This is a genomic window from Agrobacterium sp. S7/73 (genome assembly GCF_019355535.1).
Lineage (GTDB): Bacteria > Pseudomonadota > Alphaproteobacteria > Rhizobiales > Rhizobiaceae > Agrobacterium > Agrobacterium tumefaciens.
On sequence record NZ_CP072136.1, the window covers coordinates 1,842,346 to 1,863,173 of the forward strand.

The following is a 20,828-nucleotide window of genomic DNA, read 5'->3' on the forward strand; positions in this document are numbered from 1 at the left end:
ATCGTCCCTCTTGCCCGTATAACAGTTTGACGACGGAACTGTGACAGTCAATCGACCTCCAGCCCGCTGCCCCTTGTCCCTTCGCCCATCGCGTTAAGGACTTCCGCCGCCAAGGGACGGGTTATCCTTGTTCCACGCGAGAGCGCCAGCCTGTCGATACGGTCCACAATCGTCTGCGCCGTATCGAGTGAACGCTCCATTCTGTTGACGATGTAGCCTATGAGTTTGTCATCCATATAAAGCTGCCGGTCGGCGAAGAGTTTCACCAGAACCTGTGCCAGAAGACCCTCGTCGGGCTCGCCTGTCTCCACCACAGTCACGGCTTTCAGGCGTGAGCGCAGGTCCGGCAAGGTCACCGGCCATGCAGCCGGCCATTGCCGGCTGGTCATCAAAAGCGTGGTGCCGTGCTGGCGCACGCTGTTGATGACATGGAAAAGTTCGGTGTCGTCAAAACCGCGGCGATCGGCATCCTCAAACAGAACCGCTCCGGTTTCGGCAAGACGCGCAGCGCCAACACCGGCTTGCGGGTGGATATCCTGCGCGCTGCTGATATTTTTCCAGATATTGGCGAGATGCGATTTTCCCGAACCCGGAGGCCCGGCCAGCACCACCACGGGCGAAGGCCAGTTCGGCCATTCATCCACAAGGCTGACGGCAGCCTTGAGCGAGTCGGACACGAGAAGATCGTCCCTTCCGGAAGCGGACTGGTGCGAGAATGCGAGCGGCAGCTGCTCGGCCTTCGACCGGGCGTTGTCGTTTTTGATTTGGTCAGTCATCGTTAGCCCTGAGAGTCAACCTTGCCGGAGGACGTTTCCTGTTCTTCCCAGGGAAGGTTGGCGGCGTGCCCATGGTAAAGATCGCTTTCAAGATATCGCGACAATGCAAAACGGACAAGCACGCCAACAGCTGCCGCCGCCGGCACGGCGACCAGAAGGCCGACGAAACCGAAAAGCGCACCGAAGGCGAACAATGCGAACATCAGCCACACCGGATGCAGGCCGACGCTGCTGCCGACGAGCTTCGGCTGCAGGATGTTGCCTTCGATGAACTGGCCGGAAAAGAACACGGCAAGTGTCAGAAATACATAGATATAATCAGGCCAGAACTGCACGATGGCGACGCCGACGGCAAGGATGAGGCCGACCATCGAACCAATATAGGGAATGAAGCTGATAAGGCCGGAGAAAAGGCCGATCAGCAGGCCGAAATTCAGGCCCACCAACGACAGGCCGACAGCGTAATAAACGCCGAGGATCAGGCAGAGCGACCCCTGCCCGCGCACGAAGCCGGCAATCGTCCTGTCCATGTCGCGGGCGATCTGGCGGACCGTATGCACGTAGTCGCGCGGTATCCAGCTATCGACCTTGTCTATCATCCGGTCCCAGTCGAGCAGCAGGTAGAAAGCGACGACGGGTGTGACGACCAGCAGCGACATGACATCGACCAGCGATTTTCCGGAATTCCAGATCTGCGTCAGCAGGGTGCCGATGAAGCCCGCGCCTTCGGTCAGCAGCTTGGAAAAATTCTCCTTCACTGCATTGATCTGGTTGCTCACCCAGTCAGGCAGCAGATTGGCGTCCGCACCGGCGATCAACTGCTGCAGGGACGAGATATATTGCGGGATGCGCGTGATGAATTCGGATGCCTGGGCGGCAATCAGCGGAATGATGATAATGAGCGACAGCGCGAAAATCAGCACGAAGGTGACGAGGATAACGACGGTGGCCATCAACCGGCTCAGGCCTCGGCGCTCCAGCCAGTCGGCAACCGGATCGAGAAAATAGGCAAGTGCCATGCCCGCCACGAAAGGCAGGAGGATGGAGCTGAAGACCATCAGGAAAAAGATAAAGACGGCAAGCACGCCAATCCAGAAAAAAACCTGCCGGCGCAGGCTCGTACCGCTCACATGGGGTTGCATCCGTTCATCCTCTTGTCGCCGTGCCGTCATTGCCCATGATGGAGATAGGATGCGCATATGCACATGGTCAAGGCCGGTGGTCCGGCAGCGATAGACACGGCGGTTGCCAGGTCTGTGCAACGACGACGGGTTTTCAAGTCTGCGCTGCGCATATCGCCGTCGAGAGGCCCGAGGCACACAAAACGTCAAACCGTCGCAAAGCCGTTAAAAACCGGAGCTTTTGCCACTCAAACCCTTGCATCAGGCCCCGTCCCGTGCGAATGGCGACGCCAAAGGAACCAGCGGAGACGAGAGCGATGAGCCAGTCGGGCAAGAACGGTCTTACCTATAGTGACGCAGGTGTGGATATCGACGCCGGCAACCTGATGGTCGAAAAGATCAAACCGGCGGTGCGCTCGACGCGGCGTCCCGGCGCGGATGGCGAAATCGGCGGCTTCGGCGGCCTGTTCGATCTGAAGGCCGCAGGCTTTAACGATCCGGTTCTGGTGGCCGCCAATGACGGCGTCGGCACCAAGTTGAAGATCGCCATCGACGCGAATTTCCATGACACCGTCGGCATCGATCTCGTTGCCATGTGCGTCAACGATCTCGTCGTGCAGGGCGCAGAACCACTGTTCTTCCTCGACTATTTCGCGACCGGCAAGCTCGACCCGGATCAGGGCGCTGCCATCGTCTCCGGCATTGCTGCCGGCTGCCGCGAATCCGGCTGTGCGCTGATCGGTGGTGAAACCGCTGAAATGCCCGGCATGTATTCCGATGGCGACTATGATCTCGCGGGCTTTGCCGTGGGTGCTGCCGAACGTGGCCAGCTTCTGCCCGCCGGCGATATTTCCGAAGGCGACGTCATTCTCGGACTTTCGTCCTCCGGCGTTCATTCCAACGGTTTTTCGCTGGTGCGCAAGATCGTTTCGATCTCCGGTCTTGACTGGGACGCCCCGGCACCCTTCGCAGATGGCAAGAAGCTTGGCGAAGCGCTGCTGACGCCGACGCGCATCTATGTAAAGCCGCTTTTGAAGGCAATTCGCGAGACCGGCGCGCTGAAGGCGCTGGCGCATATTACCGGCGGCGGTTTCCCGGAAAATATTCCGCGCGTTCTGCCCAAGCATCTCGCCGCCGAGATCGACCTCGACGCGATCGAGGTTCCGGCTGTGTTCTCGTGGCTTGCAAAAACCGGTGGCGTTGAAGCCAAAGAAATGCTGCGCACGTTTAACTGCGGTGTCGGCATGATCGTGGTCGTTTCGGCTGAAAATGCCGCCAAGGTCACCGATGCTCTGACGGCGGAAGGCGAGACCGTGTTCCCGCTCGGCCGCATGGTCGCCCGCGAAGAGGGTGCGCACGGCACGATCTACAAGGGCGCCCTCAGCCTATGATGAGCGCCGCCTCTCGATCTGGCCGCGCACGTGTCGTCGTTTTCATTTCCGGCAGCGGCTCCAACATGGTGTCGCTTGCCAAGGCCTGTCAGGAGACGGATTTTCCGGCCGAGATCGCCTGTGTAATTTCGGACAAGGCGTCGGCAGGCGGGCTGGAAAAGGCACAGGCGTTCGGTATTCCCACGCTCGTTTTCGAGCGCAAGACCTATGCCAGCAAAGCCGAGCATGAGGGCGCCATTCTGGCCGCACTTGGCGAGATTGCGCCTGATATCATCTGTCTTGCCGGTTACATGCGGCTGATCTCAGGGGATTTCATCGCCCCCTACGAAGGCCGCATTATCAATATCCACCCTTCCCTGCTTCCGCTTTTCCCCGGCCTGCACACCCACCAGCGCGCCATCGACAGCGGCATGAAGATTTCCGGCTGCACCGTACATTTTGTAACCGAAGGCATGGACGAAGGCCCGACGATCGCGCAGGGCGCGGTGCCGGTTCTTTCCGACGACACGGCCGAGACGCTGGCGGCGCGGATACTCACCGTCGAACACCAGCTTTATCCACTTGCCCTGAAGCAGCTTGCGGAAGGCAAGGTGCGGATGGAAGGTGGAAAAGCCATTTCCAGCGGCGACGCAAGTAAATCCGAGTATCCCAGCCTGATTTCTGTTTACTGATAAATATTTCACTAAATTACAACGATACTTAAAGTGGTATTTCCTCTAAATAAACCGAACATTTACCATAATCACCTCTAATGCCCGCAACGGCCCCGCATTTTGGAGCCCTCCGGTCATTCAGGAGCGATTATGCTATTTTCGAGGTTTTCCCTGCCGCTTTCGGCCGTTTTACTGGTGGGCACGAGCCTGCCGCTCGCCGCCGAGCAAAGCGGCATCACAGCCTCATTGGATGCCGGCGTTCTAAACATCAAGGCCACCGAGACCTTTTACAACGGAAGCCACAAAAACAGTCAACTTGACTGGAAAACAACAAATGCCATGGCGTTACGCGGATCGCTTGGACTTGAGCTGTCACCCGAGTGGCGCATAAAAACGGAAGGTCGAATCGGCTTTGCTGGCGATGGCTACATGACCGACTACGATTGGCTGCCTCCTTATTACAGGGATACATCGAAAACTGGATGGAGCGACCGCTCACAGCACAGCGACACCCGCCTCGACCACTACCTGACCGGAAGCATCGAAATCAACAGAACACTGCTGGAAGACCCGCTGCAGCACCTCAGTGCCGGTATCGGCTTTCGCTATACCGACGTGCAGTGGTCCGCCTATGGCGGTGACTACATCTACAGTTGGAGAGGATTTCGCAATAATGTCGGTGAGTTCAACAATAGCGAAAAAGCCATCACCTACCGGCAGCAAATCCCCGTATTTTACGGCAATGTGACCGGTGGGCGCAAATTAGGGAACTGGTCGCTGAATGCCGGCCTCGAAGGCGGCGCAATGATCTATGCGAAAGCTACGGACGATCACTGGATGCGTTCGATCCGCTTCACCGACAAATTCCATGTTGGCGGCATGTTCGGAGCAAAAGCGGGCATCGCCTATGCCCTGACTGAGAATGCCTCCCTCTACCTGGATGGCGCATACGAATATACGAGCTTCGGTCGCGGTGACAAAACCCTCACACCGACTGGCGGAACTACCGGCCTGTTTTATAAAGATACGGCGGGCGGCGATATGCAGTCGCTTTTCGTTGGGGCCGGCGTAAAGGGCAGATTCTGAGTTGAAGGCTTCCGGTTGAGGCGGGAGAAGATGTTATTATCGCACGCAGAACGAAGCTGTGGCATGCCTCGTAAAAGCGAGCGATCCTCAATCTCGTCGACACCTCATCTCTGCGATGCGGACAGAACGGTCGCAACGAAAAAAGACAACTCCGGATGAGGTCAAGGCGTGGAAAGAAGAAGGCCGCAAGTAATGGCCTTTGTCGCGGACGCCTCGGTAGTCGCGGCTTGGTTCCTGTCTGACGAGGACGGCACAATCGCCGATCACGTCTCTATCATCCGCCTGGCACAAAACATGCGCTTCCCGCCTATGATGCTGCCTACCTCTCGCTTGCGATTTCGCACAATGTGCCTTTAGCAACACATGATAGGAAGCTTGCGGCTGCGGCAAAGTTGGAAAACGTTGCGTTCGCTTAAGGTTTGCGTAGAGCCGCTCGATTCAACATGGCCCACTGCAACAGAATAATCGTCTTGGAATCGGTGATTTCGCCGGACGCGATCATCGCGAAGGCTTCGTCGAGGCCGTAGGTCAGAACCTCCAGATCCTCGCCTTCGGTTTCCAGACCGCCACCGCTGCCGGCCTGCACGTCGAGATCGATGCGGGCGACGAAGAGGCTGACTTTTTCGGTGAGCGTTCCCGGGCTGGCATACATGTCGAACAGGTATTCGACCTTTTCCACCGCGTAGCCAGATTCTTCCATCGCCTCACGGCGAATGGCGTCGGCGGCGTTGTCGTCATCGAGGAGCCCCGCTGGCACTTCGATCATGAAGCTTGGATCGCCGTTCACGAAGACGGCAGGGCGGAACTGGCGCACCATCACCACGCTGTCGCGTTTGGCATCGTATAGAAGGATGGCGGCGGCGCTGCCGTGATCGTGGACTTCCCTGATGATGCGGATTGTCTTGCCATCCGGCATGCGCTGATCGAAAATGAGCTTCTGCATATGCACGAAGCCCTTCCACACCGTTTCCTTTTCCACCAGCCGGACCCTGCCGGAATCAGTGTCGGCCGGAACGTTTTTCGCTTGCGTCTGTGTCACCGGATATTCCCTTGCCTGTCGCGGAAGTGTTCAGCTTGGCCCTGTTGCGGTGCAATATCAAGCCTTTCAGGCTTCGTCGTCGCGGTGGAGCCACACCTTATTGTCGTGGAAAGCCGCGCCGCCATAGGGGGCGACGGCATCGGCGCCCGTCAGAACATTGATACCCTCGCCGTCCAGATGCGCCTTGTTGGGCCACAACCCTTCGGCAACCAGAACGCCGGGCCTCGCACCCTCCACGATTTTCGCGTGAAGACGCACTTCGCCGCGGCCATTGCCGATACGCACGATGTCGCCATCGGCTATACCGTTGCGGGTGGCGTCCTCGGAACAGATCATCACTTCCGGACGGCCTTCCTTCTGCACGGAGGTTTTCGTTTCCGCGAAGGTGGAGTTGAGGAAGTTGCGCGCTGGCGATGTCGCCAGTCGGAAAGGATGCTCTCCGTCGGCGGTTTCGATGACATCTACCTGATCCGGGAATTTCGGAAATTGCGCAACCGGCCCCATCACGCCGATGTTTTTCGGCGGTTTGTTTGGAGACGGCCCTGTCGCCCATTCGGGGCTGAAACGGAATTTTCCGTCACCATAACCAAAGCCCTCGAGATAATGCGCCACCTCGAAAGAGGGCTGCGCATCGATCCATTTTTCTTCCGCCAACGTATCGAAATCGCCCCAGCCGCTGACTTTCAGCATATGATCGACATGGTCGCGGGCTGAAAGACCGAAGCCCGGCATATGGTCAATACCAAGACGTTTCGCCAGTTCTTCAATGACGAAGAGATTGGTGCGCACGGTTTCCGGCGGCTCCACAAGCTTGGGGCCAAGCAGAATGTGGTTCTGGCCACCGGCGCGGTAGATGTCGTCATGTTCAAGGAACATGGTGGCCGGCAGCACGATATCGGCCAACTCGGCCGTCTCCGTCATGAATTGCTCATGCACGGCAACAAAAAGATCGTCGCGCAGGAAACCCTGTTTCACCAGCCGCTGCTCGGGTGCGACATTGACGGGGTTGGTGTTCTGGATGAGCAGCGCCGTCACCGGGCCACCATGTCGCAGCGCTTCCGCATCCCCCGTCAGCACGCGGCCGATCTGCGACTGGTCGAGCTGGCGCACGTTGGGGTCGGCATAGGCTGTGCCCATCAGTTCCGCCTTGTTGAGCCGGAAGATATCGCCGTTATTGTGGAAGGCGCCGCCGCCTTCATATTGCCAGGAGCCAAGAACGGTGGCGATAGAAAGAGCCGCGTGCATGGCGACCGCGCCGTTGCGTTGGCGGGCGAAACCATAACCGAGCCGGAAGAACGTCTTTTTCGTCGTGCCCACGAGCCTTGCGAAATCCTCGATTTCCTCCACGGAAAGACCGGTGATTTCGGACGCCCATTGCGGCGTCTTCGATTTCAGATGCTCTTCAAGTCCCACCGGATCGTCAGCGAAGCGCGCCATGTAATCGCGGTCGGCATAACCATCGCGGAAGGCAATGTGCATGATGGCGCAGGCGAGCGCCGCATCGGTGCCGGGACGCAGAACGATCCGCATATCGGCCTGTTTCATGGTCGGATTGTCATAGATATCGACGACGACGATCTTCGCGCCACGTTCCTTGCGGGCTTTTACCGCATGGGTCATGACGTTGACCTGCGTGGCGACAGCATTCGTGCCCCAGATGACAACGACATCGGCCTTGCCGATTTCGCGCGGATCGGGCCCGCGCAGCGCGCCTGTACCCATCACATAACCCGTCCAGGCCATGTTGGTGCAGATCGATCCGAAAAAGCCGGAATATTTCTTGGCGTGACGCAGGCGCTCGATGGAATCGCGCTGAACCTGTCCCATGGTTCCGGCATAGAAATAAGGCCAGATGGCTTCGGCGCCGTGCTTTGCCTCGGCTTTGACGAAGGCGTCGGCAACCTCGTCCAATGCCGCTTCCCAGGATATCTCCTGCCAGTCGCCGGCACCCTTCGCACCGTTGCGGCGCTTCGGGGTCAAAAGACGGCCGGGATGATAGATACGCTCGGAGTAACGCGCCACCTTGGCGCAGATGACGCCGGCAGTGTATGTATTGGCATTGGCGCCGCGCACGCGGCCGATGCGGCCATCGGCATTGATGTCCACTTCCAGCGCGCAGGCGCTCGGACAGTCGTGCGGACAGACCGTGTGGCCGATGCGCGTGGCACTTTCGGCTTTCGGGGTGGCGTTTTTAGCGGAAATCGGGGTCGCAAGGTTCATGTCTTTTCTATATTGCATCAGCGACGCGGCAAAAAGGCCGAAGTGACGTCCATCAAGAATATTCATCATCCCCATCGGGAAGCGAGACACATCCCATGAACTATCGCCACATCTACCACGCCGGCAATTTCGCGGATGTTCTCAAACACGCCGTTCTCGCCCGTCTCGTCCGTTACCTGCAGAACAAGGACAAGGCGTTTCGGGTGCTGGATACTCATGCCGGCATCGGCCTCTACGACCTGTCGTCGGAAGAGGCGCAGAAGACAGGCGAATGGCAGACCGGCATCGGCAAGCTGATGGGCGCCGATCTGCCGGCCCCTGTCGCTGAATTGCTGGAACCCTATCTTTCCACCGTCAGGGAACTCAACCCCGAAGGCGGCATGCAGTTCTACCCCGGCTCGCCGAAGCTCGCGCGCATGCTGTTCCGCCCGCAGGACAGGCTTTCGGCCATGGAACTGCACCCGGACGACGCACGCGCGCTGGCGCGTCTGTTCGAGGGAGATTATCAGGTTCGGGTGACGGAGCTCGATGGCTGGCTATCGCTTGGCGCGCATCTGCCGCCGAAGGAAAAACGCGGCCTCATCCTCGTCGATCCGCCTTTCGAGCTTGAAAATGAATATCAGCGGCTGGCGGATGGGTTGAACAAGGCATATCGGCGTTTCTCCACCGGCACCTATTGCCTGTGGTATCCGCTCAAAAAAGGCGCACCGATCAAGGATTTTCACGAGCGGCTGCAATCCTTCGATATTCCGAAGATGCTGTGCGCGGAACTTTCCGTGAAAAGCGACCGGCTGGAAGGCTTGAGCGGCTCAGGCCTCATCGTCGTCAACCCGCCCTACACGCTGAAGGACGAGCTGCACACGCTGCTGCCATTCCTGAAGACGGTGATGGCGCAGGACAGATACGCCTCGCACCGCGCCTTCTGGCTGCGCGGCGAGGAAAAGCCGGAAGAGGATTGAGGGCTTACCTCACCCCTTCCGCGCCTGTGCAAGCTGCGATCGCTCAAAGAACAGGATCACGAAAAGCGCCATGATGAACGGGATGATGAGGTAGAACAGCCGGAACACCAGCAGCGCCGCAATCACGTCAGCCGGGTTCATATCAGGCAGGCCGGTGACGAACACCAGCTCCAGCACGCCAAGCCCGCCCGGCGCGTGCGAGATGAGCGCCGCTGAAAAGGAAATCAGGAAAATCCCGAGAATGATCATGAAACCGGGATTTCCGGCTTCCGGCAGCGCGAAATAGATGATGCCTGCGGCTCCGATCAGTTCGATCGGACCGATGACAAGCTGTTGCGCCACCAGTTTCGGCACGGGATATGGCAGAAAAAACGAACCGATTTTCAGCGGCCGCAACTTCAAAAGACTGCCGAGCACATAAAGTGCGACGATGGCGAGCAGCAGGACGCCGGTTGTCGTTGATGCTTCCACGGGCAGGATCCCGGTAAATCGCTCGGTAATGTCCGGTTCGTAGACCAGCACCAGACCGATGAGCATGATCGTTCCGATGATGAAAGTGAAGGAACAAAGGCCGACAAGAATGCCGACTTCGGCAGCGCTCAACCCTTTGGACGTATAGGCCCGGTATCGGACGACGGCACCGGAAAACACGGATGCCCCGACATTGTGGGAAAGCGCGTAGGTGGTGAAGGAGGTGAGCGTGATGAAGAACCAGTTTACCTTCCGGCCGAGGTGCTGGAGAGCGATGCGGTCGTAACCTGCAAGGGCGGCATAGGCGACAAGCGTCGACAGGCCGGAGCACACCCAGTCCCGCGCGCGAATGGCCGTGAGGCTTTCCCATAGATCATCGAGTGAAAGACCGCGCAGCTCGTGATAGAGCAGCCAGGCCGAAAAACCGATCGTTGCCAGACCAATGACGGGCCAGATGTATTTCTTCAATGTCATGCGGTCATGCCCGCCTATTTCCCCCAGCTTCACCCCAACCCGATTTCCGCACTCCGCAGAAGATTCGTTCGACTCTATTCGTTATGCGGCGAAGCTTTCAACCTTTTTGCCCGTTTGCCTCGTTCACAAATTTATGTAAGACCGCTTTGTCGTCTGCGGGCGATACGAGGTCGTCCATTTTCCGGAGAACGTGCACGAAATGAAGCGTTATGCCGGTTTCATCGCCCTCGGTCTTCTGTCGCTTGCGGCCCTTTGGTTTTCGCGGGAAAACCCGGCCCCGACCGGTTCTGCAAGCAACCGGCAGACCCAATCCCAAACGCAGCCCGCCGGCAATTCCAGGCCCGAAACATCCCAGCCGGAAATTGCCCGACGAGACACGGGCAAAAACCCTGTGCCCGCCGGAACAGGCTTCGATTTTTATGTGCTTTCGCTCTCCTGGTCGCCGGCGTTCTGCGCCAGCTCCGAAGGTTCCGGCAATCGCCAGCAATGCGGCAGCAACAGGCGGTACGGTTTCGTCGTACACGGGCTTTGGCCGCAAAACGAAACCGGATACCCCGAATTCTGCACGAGCAGCGAGCCGGACCGTGTGCCCGACGCAATCGGCCGCACGATGTTCGACATCATGCCCTCCATGGGCCTGATCGGCCACCAGTGGCGCAAGCACGGCGCCTGCTCCGGCCTTTCGCAAAAGGATTATTTTTCGGCAACACGAACCGCCTTCGAGGCGGTCAAGCTGCCGGAGACGATTGCCTCGGGCGCTAAAGGCGCCACCCTTTCCGCCGAAGCCATCGAAACCGCCTTCACCGACGCCAACCCCGGCATGTCGAAACGCGGCGTCTCGATCAGCTGCGACGGAAAACGCCTTGAGGAAGTCCGTATCTGCCTCAACAAGGACATGACATTCCGCGATTGCCCTGAGCTTGACCGCAAGGGCTGCCGCGTCAGCGCTACCGAAATCGTCCCCATTCGCTAATACCCACACATCAACATACGTCAGGACCCGGCTATGGAACTGCTTTACTCCGTCACTTCCCCCTACTCCGCCAAGGTGCGCATGGCCGCCCGCCATCTCGGCATCGACATTACCAACGTCGCCGTCGACACCAATGCCGAGCCCGCGACGCTGGTTGACAACAATCCGCTCGGCAAAATTCCGGTCCTGCTTCTGGACGATGGCGGCTCGGTCTATGACAGCGTCGCGATCATGCACTATCTAGACCGCCTTTCGGGCGGCAAGCTCTACCCGAAAAAGAACGGCAAGCGCACCGAAGCGGAAATTCTGGAAGCGCTCTGCGACGGCATCATGGATTGCCTGCTGGCCATCGTTTACGAGCGCCGTTCCCGCCCGGAGGACAGAGTTCACCAGCCATGGATCGACAAGCAGTGGAAAAAGGCGGTGAAGGGTCTGGATCATCTCAACGCCAACCTGCCGAAAACCGGCAAGAAGCTGCATGGCGGACATTTCGCCCTTGCGGCGTTGATCGGTTATCTCGATCTGCGTTTTGCAGGTGAATGGGCAGAAGGGCACGAGGCGCTGGCGCAATGGCCGGAAACATTCGGCAAGCGTTTCGAAGCCTATAAGGACATGAGGGCTGCCGCCTGACGCCAATGTGAGCGCCATGCCTGGCCTGATCGCCGGGCATGGATGCTGTAGCTGATGGCAAAAACGAAAAAGCCGGGGCGTAAACCCCGGCTTTTCTTTACCGATCCTTGAAGGATCAGAACTTGACGCCGATACCGGCCTTGACGGAGTGGTCGTCGAAGCCGCGCGAGAACGCGCCGGAGTCCAGGCTGTAGTCCTTCTTCTGGTAGTCGCTGTAGCGATATTCCAGACGGGCAGTGATGTTGTCCGTAACCATGGCTTCAACGCCGGCACCAACGGTGTAACCGAGGGCGGTTGCGCTGTCCTTGGAGGTCGCGTCACGTACCTTGTTGTCGGAGGCTGCGAGACCAGCCGTACCGTACAGCAGGAACGGGTTCATGTCGTAACCGACGCGAGCACGCAGCGAGCCGTTGACGCCCTGCTTGCCTTCGACGGCGTTGCCACCAACCGTACCAGCGGAACCGCGCTCGCGGCCGAGGTTAACGTCTGCTTCGGCACCGTAAACGATCTGGCCGTTCTGCATGTTGTAACCGCCGTAGATACCGCCGCCGGCGCCCTTGGCGTCACGGCCGTCGTTGCTGGAGCTGAAACGGCCCCAATCGTAGTTGGCGGTACCACCGAGGTAAGCACCGGTCCAGTTCTTGACCGGAGCGGGCTGGTCGTAGGCTACCGGTGCCTGCGGCACGTCGTTTACGGCGTCAGCGGCGTGAGCAGCCGAGAAACCGGCGGCTGCAATGGTCGAAGCCATAATGGTTGCTACGAAAATACGCATGTTATTCTCCTTTCAGGACCGCGCCGTACTCAAAACATTGTTTTTAGACGCGGTAAATTCGTCGGGTTAATCGCCCCTCTGAAAATTGAATTTGATGGGAGAATGCGGAGATCAAAGAGCCAAAATGTGAATTGTTTGGGGCAGACACGTGACTAGAATTAGACGTTGCCTAATTGCCACAAGGGTTTTATTAACCCTACTGGAAACTTAATTTCCAATATATCGAATTTAAACTTAGTTATATTCAAATTAAATTTAAATTACATTACCAATAAAAATCCACACAATTCTTTTACGGCCCACGGACAGCTTGCGATTTGCGATTATATCCAGCAAATAGGGCGTGTATGAGCAAATGCAGGTCCGCTGTGAAAGAAAATATACCGAAGACAGTCTTGATAACGGGTGCCGCCCGGCGGCTCGGGCGGGCGATCGCCACGGATTTGGCCTCGCATGGCTTTGCGATTGCCGTCCACGCCAATGCCTCCATGGGGCAAGCCGAGGAATTCGCTAACGAAATAAGGCAAAAAGGCGGCAAGGCCGTTGCCGTTCAGGCGGATCTGACACAATCATCGCCAACAATGGCGCTTGTCGAACAGGCATCTTCGGCGCTCGGCCCGATAGGCGTCGTCGTCAACAATGCATCCATTTTTCTGGACGATTCGGCAGAAACGCCCGATCCGGCAATCTTCGACGCGCATTTTTCCGTGCATGTGCGGGCGCCTTCCCTCATCGCGGCCGCCTTCGTTCAGCAATTGCCTCAGGATAAATCGGGACTGATCGTCAACATCATCGATCAGCGCGTACTTGCGCTTACGCCGCGTTTTTACTCCTATACGCTTTCGAAATCGGCCCTTTGGACAGCCACACGGACGATGGCGCAGAGTTTTGCGCCGCGGGTGCGCGTCAACGCCATCGGGCCGGGTCCCTCCTTCAAAAGCGAAAGACAGGCGCCGGAGGACTTTCAGGCGCAGATCGACGGCCTTATATTAAAGCGCGGTCCGGAACCCGACGAGTTCGGGCGGACGATTCGCTTTCTTTTTGATACGCCGTCGGTCACCGGACAAATGATCGCGCTCGATGGCGGCCAGCATCTTGGCTGGGAAACCCCTGATGTGGCGGAGATACCTGAATGAACGGAAAGAAGCTGCCTGACGGCGGTATTCTCTTCGATGAAACCGATGACGAAGACGACGATGCAAACCTTGCCGCGACAGACGCGGCCGAGGCACCGCGCGACGTTGCCGGCATGGACTGGAATGCCGGCTGGAAAAACGAATCCGGCCTGAAGGGCATGGATCTGATCGGCGAATTCGTCAAACACCTGCCGAACTCGCCGGGTGTCTACCGCATGTTCAACGAGGCGAACGACGTTCTTTACGTCGGCAAGGCGCGCTCGCTGAAGAAGCGCGTCGGCAACTATGCCCAGGGTCGCGTGCATTCCAACCGCATTGCGCAGATGGTGCGGCTGACCGCCCATATGGAATTCGTCACCACCCGCACGGAAACCGAGGCGCTTCTCCTGGAAGCTAACCTCATCAAACGCTTGCGGCCGCGCTTTAACGTGCTTTTGCGCGACGACAAGTCATTTCCCTATATCCTGATCACAGCAGACAATCGTGCACCGGCGATTTTCAAGCACCGGGGTGCGCGGGCGCGCAAGGGCGACTACTTCGGGCCCTTCGCCTCTGCCGGAGCCGTTGGACGCACGATCAATTCACTGCAACGCGCGTTCTTGATCCGCACCTGCACCGACAGCGTTTTCGAAACCCGCACGCGTCCCTGTCTTCTTTACCAGATCAAACGCTGTTCCGGCCCCTGCACACATGAGGTGAGCGATGAGGGGTATGCGGAACTCGTCAAGGAAGCCAAGGATTTCCTGTCCGGCAAGAGCCAGAGCGTCAAGACCGCGATTGCCCGGCAGATGAACGAGGCGGCCGAGGATCTCGACTTCGAGCGCGCCGCCGTCTATCGCGACCGGCTGGCAGCGCTCTCGCACGTCCAGAGCCATCAGGGCATCAATCCGGCCGGCATCGAGGAGGCGGATGTTTTCGCCATCCATCACGAGGGCGGCATATCCTGCATCCAGGTGTTCTTTTTCCGCACCGGCCAGAACTGGGGCAACCGCGCTTATTTCCCGAAGGCCGACCCGTCCCTGCCCGGCTCGGAAATCCTCAATGCGTTTCTGGCGCAATTTTACGACGACAAACCGGTGCCGAAGCAGATCCTGCTTTCCGAAACCGTAGAGGAACAGGAATTGCTGGCCGCTGCTCTCGGCGAAAAAGCCGGACACAAGGTCACGATCAGCGTGCCGCAGCGCGGCGAGAAAAAGGACATCACCGACCATGTTCTTGCCAATGCCCGCGAGGCGCATGGCCGCAAGCTGGCGGAAACCTCGTCTCAGGCGCGGTTGCTGAAGGGGTTCGCGGAAACCTTCAACCTTCCCTACGTGCCGCGCCGGATCGAGATTTACGACAACTCGCACATCATGGGCACAAATGCCGTCGGCGGCATGGTGGTGGCGGGGCCGGAAGGCTTCGTGAAAAACCAGTATCGCAAGTTCAACATCAAATCGACTGACATCACTCCCGGTGACGACTTCGGCATGATGCGTGAGGTCATGACCCGCCGCTTCTCGCGCCTGTTGAAGGAAGAGGGCAAGCCCGACCGCGCGCAGACGCTGACGCCCACACCCGAGGAAGCCGCGGACATGCCCTTCCCCGCCTGGCCGGACGTTATCCTGATCGATGGTGGTCAGGGACAGATGACGGCGGTGCGTGCCATCCTCGATGAGCTCGACATTCGCGACAGCGTGATTGCCATCGGTGTCGCCAAGGGTGTGGACCGCGAGGCGGGCCGCGAGCGCTTCTTTGCGGATGGCCGCAGCGATTTTTCCCTGCCGCCGCGCGATCCCGTGCTTTACTTCATCCAGCGCATGCGCGACGAGGCCCACCGTTTTGCCATCGGCTCACACCGGGCGCGACGCAAGAAGGAAATGGTGCGCAATCCGCTGGATGAAATTTCGGGGATCGGCCCAGGACGCAAGCGCTCGCTGCTGCAGCATTTCGGTACGGCCAAGGCGGTTTCACGCGCAGGCCTCAACGATCTGATGAATGTCACCGGCATTTCAGAAGCCGTAGCGCGGCAAATCTACAATCACTTCCATGAGAGCAGTGGCGATTGAAGGCGCACTGTCGCAACGAACTGCTAAAAAAACATAATAACGTGTTGACCCTATGCGTCAGGGGCGGCATCAAGGCAGCTTATCCAGACTGACAGGTTTCCCATGGCTTCGCGCGCATACAGCATTCCCAACCTTCTCACCTATGCCCGCATTCTGGCGGTTCCCGTCATCGTTTTGTGTTTTTACATCGAAGGAAAGCTGGAAAGCTCGGATTTTGCGCGCTGGACGGCACTTTGGCTGTTCATCGTCGCCTCGCTGACCGATTTTCTGGATGGTTATTTGGCGCGTATCTGGAACCAGACCTCCAATATCGGCCGCATGCTGGACCCGATCGCCGACAAGCTGCTGGTCGCCTCAGTGCTGCTCTTGATGGCAGCGGACGGCACCATTGCCGGCTGGTCGCTCTGGGCCGCCATCACCATTCTCTGCCGCGAAATTCTGGTCTCGGGCTTGCGTGAATATCTGGCGGCGCTGAAGGTCAGCGTTCCCGTCACCCGCATCGCGAAGTGGAAGACCACCATCCAGATGGTGGCCATCGCCTTTCTTCTCGCAGGTCCCGCGGGCGACAAGGTTCTGCCCTACACGACCGAGATGGGAATTACGCTTCTCTGGCTAGCAGCAGCGCTGACCATGTACACCGGCTACGACTACTTCAAGGCGGGTCTCAAGCACATCGTGGACGAAGAATGATGGCGCGGATCGTTTATTTCGCCTGGGTTCGCGAAAAGATCGGCACGGCGGAGGAGGAGCTGGATATCCCCTCCTCCGTTACCACGGCCGGTGAGCTGATCGCCTATCTCTCAACCCTTGGTGAAAACTACGAAGCCGCTTTCGAATTTCCAGATGTGATCCGCGTTGCGGTCAATCAGGAACATGTTGAACATGACGAGAGCATTGCCGGTGCGCGCGAGATCGGCATCTTCCCGCCAATGACGGGGGGATAACCGGATGCAGCCGACGGTCCGCGTGCAGGCACAGGATTTCGACGCTGCGGAAGAAACCCGCAGGCTGACGGAAGGCGACAAGAGCATTGGCGCGGTGGTGGCCTTCACCGGGCTTTGTCGCGATGATGGCGGCACGCTCGCGGCGCTGGAACTCGAGCATTATCCCGGCATGGCCGAAGCGGAAATGACCCGTATCGCGCAACTCGCCATCGAACGCTTCGACCTCCTCGGCCTCACCGCCATTCATCGCCATGGCAAGATCGCCACCGGCGAGAATATCGTCCTCGTCATTGCCGCTTCCCGGCACCGGCAGGCCGCCTTCGACGGCGCAAATTTCGTGATGGACTACCTCAAGACGTCCGCCCCGTTCTGGAAAAAGGAACATGGCAAGGATGGCACGAAGGGCGACTGGGTTGCCGCAAAGACGACCGACGACACGGCCAAGGACAAATGGCGGTAACGCTTTGTGTTTTCCCGCACTTCCGGACGAAAACCGGACGCCACCCCTCCTGGAAATGCTCTAGGGCGCTTCCACCCTGCTACGCACGACGATCAGCCAGCCCACCAGAAGCGCCAGAACCGCCGCATCACGCCAGATAACCGGGCCGTAACCGACCCATAGCGTTTCCGCGAATCCGACGGCAGCAGCCCCGAGCGCGCAGACGAGCGGGCTTGCATAACCGCCCGCTGCCGAAATCAGCACGACCTTCAGGCCGAACACCAGACCGGCACCGAAATCCATGGTGCCGTAATAAAACGTGGCGAGGACGCCGGCGATGGCGGCAAGCAGACCCGCTGCACAGTAGGACAGCAGGAACACCCTGCCTGCATTTACCCCGCACAGTGACGCGGCGAAAGCATCGTCCGACACCGCCTTCCAGCGTCTGCCAAAGCCGGAACGCTGGAGGTAGAAAGTGCCTGTGAGAACGAGCAGGCAGAAGACAGCCGTGTTCAGCATCTGCATCGACGTCAGGGTGACGGCGAAGCTTCCATCGGCCCAGAATCGCACCGGTTCGGACAAAAGCGGCGGCAGCCATAATTGTCGCGTGCCGGCGGCAAGTCTGGCACTTTCGGTGAGCGCGATCAGCACGCCAATGGAGGCGACCGTCACCGCATTGGGGGAGGCTTTAGCCAGGGGCCGCATCACCGCCCTGCCGATGAAAGCCGCCGCCCACAGACCGCCGAAAAGACCGGCCCCTGCCCCAAGCGCGAGTGTCGCAGGCAAGATCAGCCACAGCCGGTTCCAGCCAAAATCGGCAAACAGCAGACAGGTCTGACCGGCAAAAGCGAAGATCGCGCCATAGGTGACATCGGCCCTTTTCGTGACCGAAAAGGCGATGGCATAGCCGAACGCCAGAACCGCATAAAGCGAGGCGACCGGTACGGCATTCAGCAATTGTTGCAGGAAATAAGCCAATCCGTCCTCCCCATCGCATTATAACTGTTAAAATCCATTTTGATAGTTATAATGTCGCCATGACATTTCGCTGGACAGAACATCGTTTCGCAGGCGGCGCATTGGCCCTCGATGTCGCCAATAGCGTCATCCTGCGCGCGGACGCGGCAAAATCGGTCGACCGTTTTGCTGTGCCTGAGCAAATCGCCACTTTTGCCGAGGCGTCGACCCGACTCGGAGCGGAGCGCGACAGGTTTCCCGTCCTCATCGCGCCCGGAGCGGACAGGAGGCAGGTATTTCTCGATCTTCGCGAGGCGATCGACGATTATTTCCGCTCTTCGATGACGAGTGGCGACGATGACGACGGTCGGCTGGCCGGGCTTCTCTTCGCATGCGGCACGGCACTACGGTTGTTTCCCCTGCGAGAGAGCCTTGCCAATGCGACCGCCCATTCAGCTCTGTCGCTGCTTGCGGCGGAAACGCGGAAACGGCTGCGGATTTGCGGCAATTGCGGTTGGCTTTTCATCGACCGCAGCAAGAACAGAAGCCGCATCTGGTGCGACATGACGGTGTGTGGCAACCGCCAGAAAGCCAGCCGGCATTACCACCGCAAGAAGGAGGCGCAGGCATGAGAGGAATAACCATTCCGTTGCTGGCGATCACTACTGTGCTCGGTCTTTCCGGTTGTCAGCGGGACGAGCCGCGCGATGTCGCGAAGGTTTCCGGCCGCATGTTCGTCTTTAACTACCGTGTGGCGATTGCCACCTATCTCGTGACCTTGCAGCGCATCGCCCCCATCCGCGACGGCAGCACGCTGGAAGCGACCTTCGAAAATCCCCGCGGTGGCACCGAGCTGACGACCAGGGAGAAGATTTTCCCGGCAGATGAAAAGATCGCCGTTCAAAGTCCGCCGGTCGAATGCGTGAAGCAGGACCGCCCCTACAAGGTCACGATCCGCATCAAAGGGCCGGAAGGCGATGTACTGCAGACGATAGAGACCACCATCCGCTCCGACACAGACCAATCGCTCCTTCCCGCCAAACCGCTGACGGTAGGGCCGCTCTACACGCCCAACCCGGACGTGTTCAAAGCGGACGGCACGACGGATATGCGGCCAGTCGAGGGGTGTCCGGCGTCGTGACGATCGTCGGAGTAGACGAAGCGAAAATTGAACCTCCCCTCATTCCTGTGCTTGTCACAGGAATCTAGCCAGCCCACGTCCTTGGGCTGGACAGACTCTTTCGCCGCGCGGACGCGCGTCGGCTGGATTCCTGTGACAAGCACAGGAATGAGGGGGGCGGATGCTCGGCACAGGAAACAATCTACCTGCAAATAATACAAAAAAACGGAGCCTTTCGGCTCCGTTTCATCGAGTCTTTTCAGCGGCTTCATGCCATCGCCTGAGATGGCGATTCAAGCCGTTGATATTTTGAATCAGCCGACGATTTCGGTTTCGGCGAACCAGTAGGCGATTTCCTGTGCGGCGGTTTCAGGAGCGTCCGAACCGTGAACGGAGTTTTCGCCGATGGAAAGCGCGAAGCTCTTGCGGATGGTGCCTTCAGCAGCCTGGGCCGGGTTGGTTGCGCCCATGATTTCGCGGTTCTTGAGGATAGCGTTTTCGCCTTCCAGAACCTGAACGATGGTCGGGCCGGAGGTCATGCCTTCAACGAGTTCGCCGAAGAAGGGACGCTCTTTGTGAACGGCGTAGAAGCCTTCAGCTTCGCGCTTGCTCATCCAGACGCGCTTGGAGGCGACGATGCGCAGACCGTTGTCTTCAAATACCTTGGTGATCGCGCCAGTCAGGTTACGCTTGGTTGCGTCCGGCTTGATCATCGAAAATGTGCGTTCAATCGCCATGTGTCCGTTTCCTTTTCCTATAGAGAAAGTGGGCGGTCTTTACCCGCCCAAAGGCCCGAAAACAAGGGGGATCAACCACATTGCGACGATGGCTGCAGACATTTCACGCCGCTGTCACACTGCGGCCTCTGGCGTCGTGGAGGTCTAGGCAGCCTTCGAACCAGTCACGGACGGGGTCGTTTTCGGAAAACAGATCCGCTCCGGTGGTAATCCTTGCCCATTGCAGCGCACCGAAAACGATGTAGTCCGCAAACAGCGGCGATGAGCCACCGATGAAAGGCTGGAAGCCCAGCATGCGGCGGATCGGCGCCAGGAGCGCTGGGAAGGCCGCGATTTCCGCCTCACGGTTCGCCACCACATCCTCTAGCGTCCGGCCTAGCGCCTTCGTTCTGCTGTCGCGGAAATAAAGGCGGTCAGGCTCATCAAGCATATTGTGGATATCGAGCACGGCAATGCGGGTGATGGCCGGGTGCAGTACCGTCTGCGACCAGCTTTCAACGAAACGCGCCATCGCCTTGCCGCCTTCCCCGTTAAACAGCGACGGCCGCTCCGGATAGGCCTCATCCAGATAAAGGGCGATCTCGAAACTGTCGCTCACCAGCTGGTCGCCATCACGAAGGATCGGCACGGTCCTCGAAAAACCGTCCTCCACCGTCGGGATGACCGTGAAGGGCAAGGGACGCTCCTCGAAATCCAGCCCCTTATGCGCCAGCGAAAGCACGGTTTTCCAGCAATGGGGAGAAAACGGCCGTGCGCTATCGCTTCCGCAAAGTGAATATAAGGTTCTGGAGGTCGTCATAGGCTGCACCCTCTTCTGCTACATCGATGATGCGATATAAAAACGACCGCCGCGTGAAATCAAATCAGGATTTGTCATACTAC

At 58.7% G+C, this 20,828-nt stretch carries 22 protein-coding genes; 13 read left to right on the top strand and 9 right to left on the bottom strand.

All coding sequences use genetic code 11. The features are described from left to right. Positions 1–47 precede the first annotated feature (47 nt). Positions 48–776, bottom strand: coding sequence for a DnaA regulatory inactivator HdaA (gene hdaA, locus J5276_RS09110; RefSeq protein WP_003512460.1), 729 nt, complete (start codon positions 774–776; stop codon positions 48–50). A gap of 2 nt (positions 777–778) precedes the next feature. After that, complete coding sequence (locus tag J5276_RS09115) at positions 779–1,918, bottom strand: AI-2E family transporter (RefSeq protein ID WP_013635868.1); 1,140 nt, start codon at positions 1,916–1,918, stop codon at positions 779–781. A gap of 296 nt (positions 1,919–2,214) precedes the next feature. On the opposite strand from J5276_RS09115, the gene purM reads away from it, so the two are divergent. From purM to J5276_RS09130, 3 genes are all read left to right on the top strand, one after another. Further along, positions 2,215–3,288: a phosphoribosylformylglycinamidine cyclo-ligase gene (purM, locus tag J5276_RS09120; protein ID WP_003512456.1), complete on the top strand. Its 1,074-nt coding sequence runs from the start codon at positions 2,215–2,217 to the stop codon at positions 3,286–3,288. Then, on the top strand, positions 3,285–3,959 hold the full coding sequence (gene purN / locus J5276_RS09125) for a phosphoribosylglycinamide formyltransferase (protein ID WP_065658060.1): 675 nt from the start codon (positions 3,285–3,287) through the stop codon (positions 3,957–3,959). Before purM ends, purN begins: the two co-directional genes overlap by 4 nt. A 132-nt stretch (positions 3,960–4,091) precedes the next feature. Further along, entirely contained in the window at positions 4,092–5,027 is a 936-nt protein-coding gene (locus J5276_RS09130) for an omptin family outer membrane protease (RefSeq protein WP_112154962.1), read from the top strand. A gap of 412 nt (positions 5,028–5,439) precedes the next feature. Here J5276_RS09130 and J5276_RS09135 read toward each other — a convergent pair whose 3' ends face one another. Next, the gene (locus J5276_RS09135) at positions 5,440–6,066 is read right to left on the bottom strand and encodes an NUDIX domain-containing protein (protein ID WP_025593009.1); all 627 of its coding nucleotides are present in this window, start codon (positions 6,064–6,066) and stop codon (positions 5,440–5,442) included. 66 nt (positions 6,067–6,132) lie between these two features. After that, on the bottom strand, positions 6,133–8,352 hold the full coding sequence (locus J5276_RS09140) for a molybdopterin-dependent oxidoreductase (protein ID WP_162647873.1): 2,220 nt from the start codon (positions 8,350–8,352) through the stop codon (positions 6,133–6,135). Between the two features lie 29 nt (positions 8,353–8,381). On the opposite strand from J5276_RS09140, the gene J5276_RS09145 reads away from it, so the two are divergent. Next, complete coding sequence (locus tag J5276_RS09145) at positions 8,382–9,245, top strand: 23S rRNA (adenine(2030)-N(6))-methyltransferase RlmJ (RefSeq protein ID WP_038490589.1); 864 nt, start codon at positions 8,382–8,384, stop codon at positions 9,243–9,245. A gap of 9 nt (positions 9,246–9,254) precedes the next feature. Here J5276_RS09145 and J5276_RS09150 read toward each other — a convergent pair whose 3' ends face one another. Continuing rightward, positions 9,255–10,190, bottom strand: a complete 936-nt coding sequence (locus tag J5276_RS09150; protein ID WP_019565412.1) for a lysylphosphatidylglycerol synthase domain-containing protein — start codon at positions 10,188–10,190, stop codon at positions 9,255–9,257. A 199-nt stretch (positions 10,191–10,389) separates the two neighbouring features. On the opposite strand from J5276_RS09150, the gene J5276_RS09155 reads away from it, so the two are divergent. Then, positions 10,390–11,163: a ribonuclease gene (locus J5276_RS09155; protein WP_019565411.1), complete on the top strand. Its 774-nt coding sequence runs from the start codon at positions 10,390–10,392 to the stop codon at positions 11,161–11,163. A gap of 33 nt (positions 11,164–11,196) precedes the next feature. Beyond that, on the top strand, positions 11,197–11,793 hold the full coding sequence (locus J5276_RS09160) for a glutathione S-transferase (RefSeq protein WP_003512441.1): 597 nt from the start codon (positions 11,197–11,199) through the stop codon (positions 11,791–11,793). Between the two features lie 115 nt (positions 11,794–11,908). On the opposite strand, the gene J5276_RS09165 is transcribed toward J5276_RS09160, so the two are convergent. Then, positions 11,909–12,565: an outer membrane protein gene (locus tag J5276_RS09165; protein ID WP_003512439.1), complete on the bottom strand. Its 657-nt coding sequence runs from the start codon at positions 12,563–12,565 to the stop codon at positions 11,909–11,911. A gap of 347 nt (positions 12,566–12,912) precedes the next feature. On the opposite strand from J5276_RS09165, the gene J5276_RS09170 reads away from it, so the two are divergent. The 5 genes from J5276_RS09170 (at position 12,913) to J5276_RS09190 (ending at position 17,153) form a co-directional block, all read left to right on the top strand. After that, positions 12,913–13,701: an SDR family oxidoreductase gene (locus tag J5276_RS09170; protein WP_013635858.1), complete on the top strand. Its 789-nt coding sequence runs from the start codon at positions 12,913–12,915 to the stop codon at positions 13,699–13,701. Next, positions 13,698–15,749, top strand: a complete 2,052-nt coding sequence (gene uvrC / locus J5276_RS09175; RefSeq protein WP_013635857.1) for an excinuclease ABC subunit UvrC — start codon at positions 13,698–13,700, stop codon at positions 15,747–15,749. The genes J5276_RS09170 and uvrC overlap by 4 nt, the downstream gene beginning before the upstream one ends. A gap of 102 nt (positions 15,750–15,851) precedes the next feature. Then, positions 15,852–16,439: a CDP-diacylglycerol--glycerol-3-phosphate 3-phosphatidyltransferase gene (gene pgsA / locus J5276_RS09180; RefSeq protein ID WP_003512433.1), complete on the top strand. Its 588-nt coding sequence runs from the start codon at positions 15,852–15,854 to the stop codon at positions 16,437–16,439. Beyond that, positions 16,439–16,693: a molybdopterin converting factor subunit 1 gene (gene moaD, locus J5276_RS09185; protein WP_019565410.1), complete on the top strand. Its 255-nt coding sequence runs from the start codon at positions 16,439–16,441 to the stop codon at positions 16,691–16,693. The genes pgsA and moaD overlap by 1 nt, the downstream gene beginning before the upstream one ends. 4 nt (positions 16,694–16,697) lie before the next feature. Further along, complete coding sequence (locus tag J5276_RS09190) at positions 16,698–17,153, top strand: molybdenum cofactor biosynthesis protein MoaE (RefSeq protein WP_013635855.1); 456 nt, start codon at positions 16,698–16,700, stop codon at positions 17,151–17,153. Between the two features lie 60 nt (positions 17,154–17,213). Here the strand turns inward: J5276_RS09190 and J5276_RS09195 are convergent, their stop codons facing one another. Then, complete coding sequence (locus J5276_RS09195) at positions 17,214–18,110, bottom strand: branched-chain amino acid ABC transporter permease (protein WP_112154963.1); 897 nt, start codon at positions 18,108–18,110, stop codon at positions 17,214–17,216. 59 nt (positions 18,111–18,169) lie between these two features. Here J5276_RS09195 and J5276_RS09200 point away from each other — a divergent pair, with 59 nt between their 5' ends. Further along, positions 18,170–18,721, top strand: coding sequence for a CGNR zinc finger domain-containing protein (locus J5276_RS09200; protein ID WP_065704776.1), 552 nt, complete (start codon positions 18,170–18,172; stop codon positions 18,719–18,721). After that, entirely contained in the window at positions 18,718–19,230 is a 513-nt protein-coding gene (locus J5276_RS09205) for a hypothetical protein (RefSeq protein WP_065704779.1), read from the top strand. Before J5276_RS09200 ends, J5276_RS09205 begins: the two co-directional genes overlap by 4 nt. Positions 19,231–19,523: 293 nt before the next feature. Here the strand turns inward: J5276_RS09205 and ndk are convergent, their stop codons facing one another. Together ndk and J5276_RS09215 are read right to left on the bottom strand one after the other, a co-directional pair. Continuing rightward, positions 19,524–19,946: a nucleoside-diphosphate kinase gene (ndk, locus tag J5276_RS09210; protein WP_003502118.1), complete on the bottom strand. Its 423-nt coding sequence runs from the start codon at positions 19,944–19,946 to the stop codon at positions 19,524–19,526. A gap of 103 nt (positions 19,947–20,049) precedes the next feature. After that, the gene (locus J5276_RS09215) at positions 20,050–20,745 is read right to left on the bottom strand and encodes a glutathione S-transferase family protein (protein WP_038490568.1); all 696 of its coding nucleotides are present in this window, start codon (positions 20,743–20,745) and stop codon (positions 20,050–20,052) included. Positions 20,746–20,828: the final 83 nt, after the last annotated feature.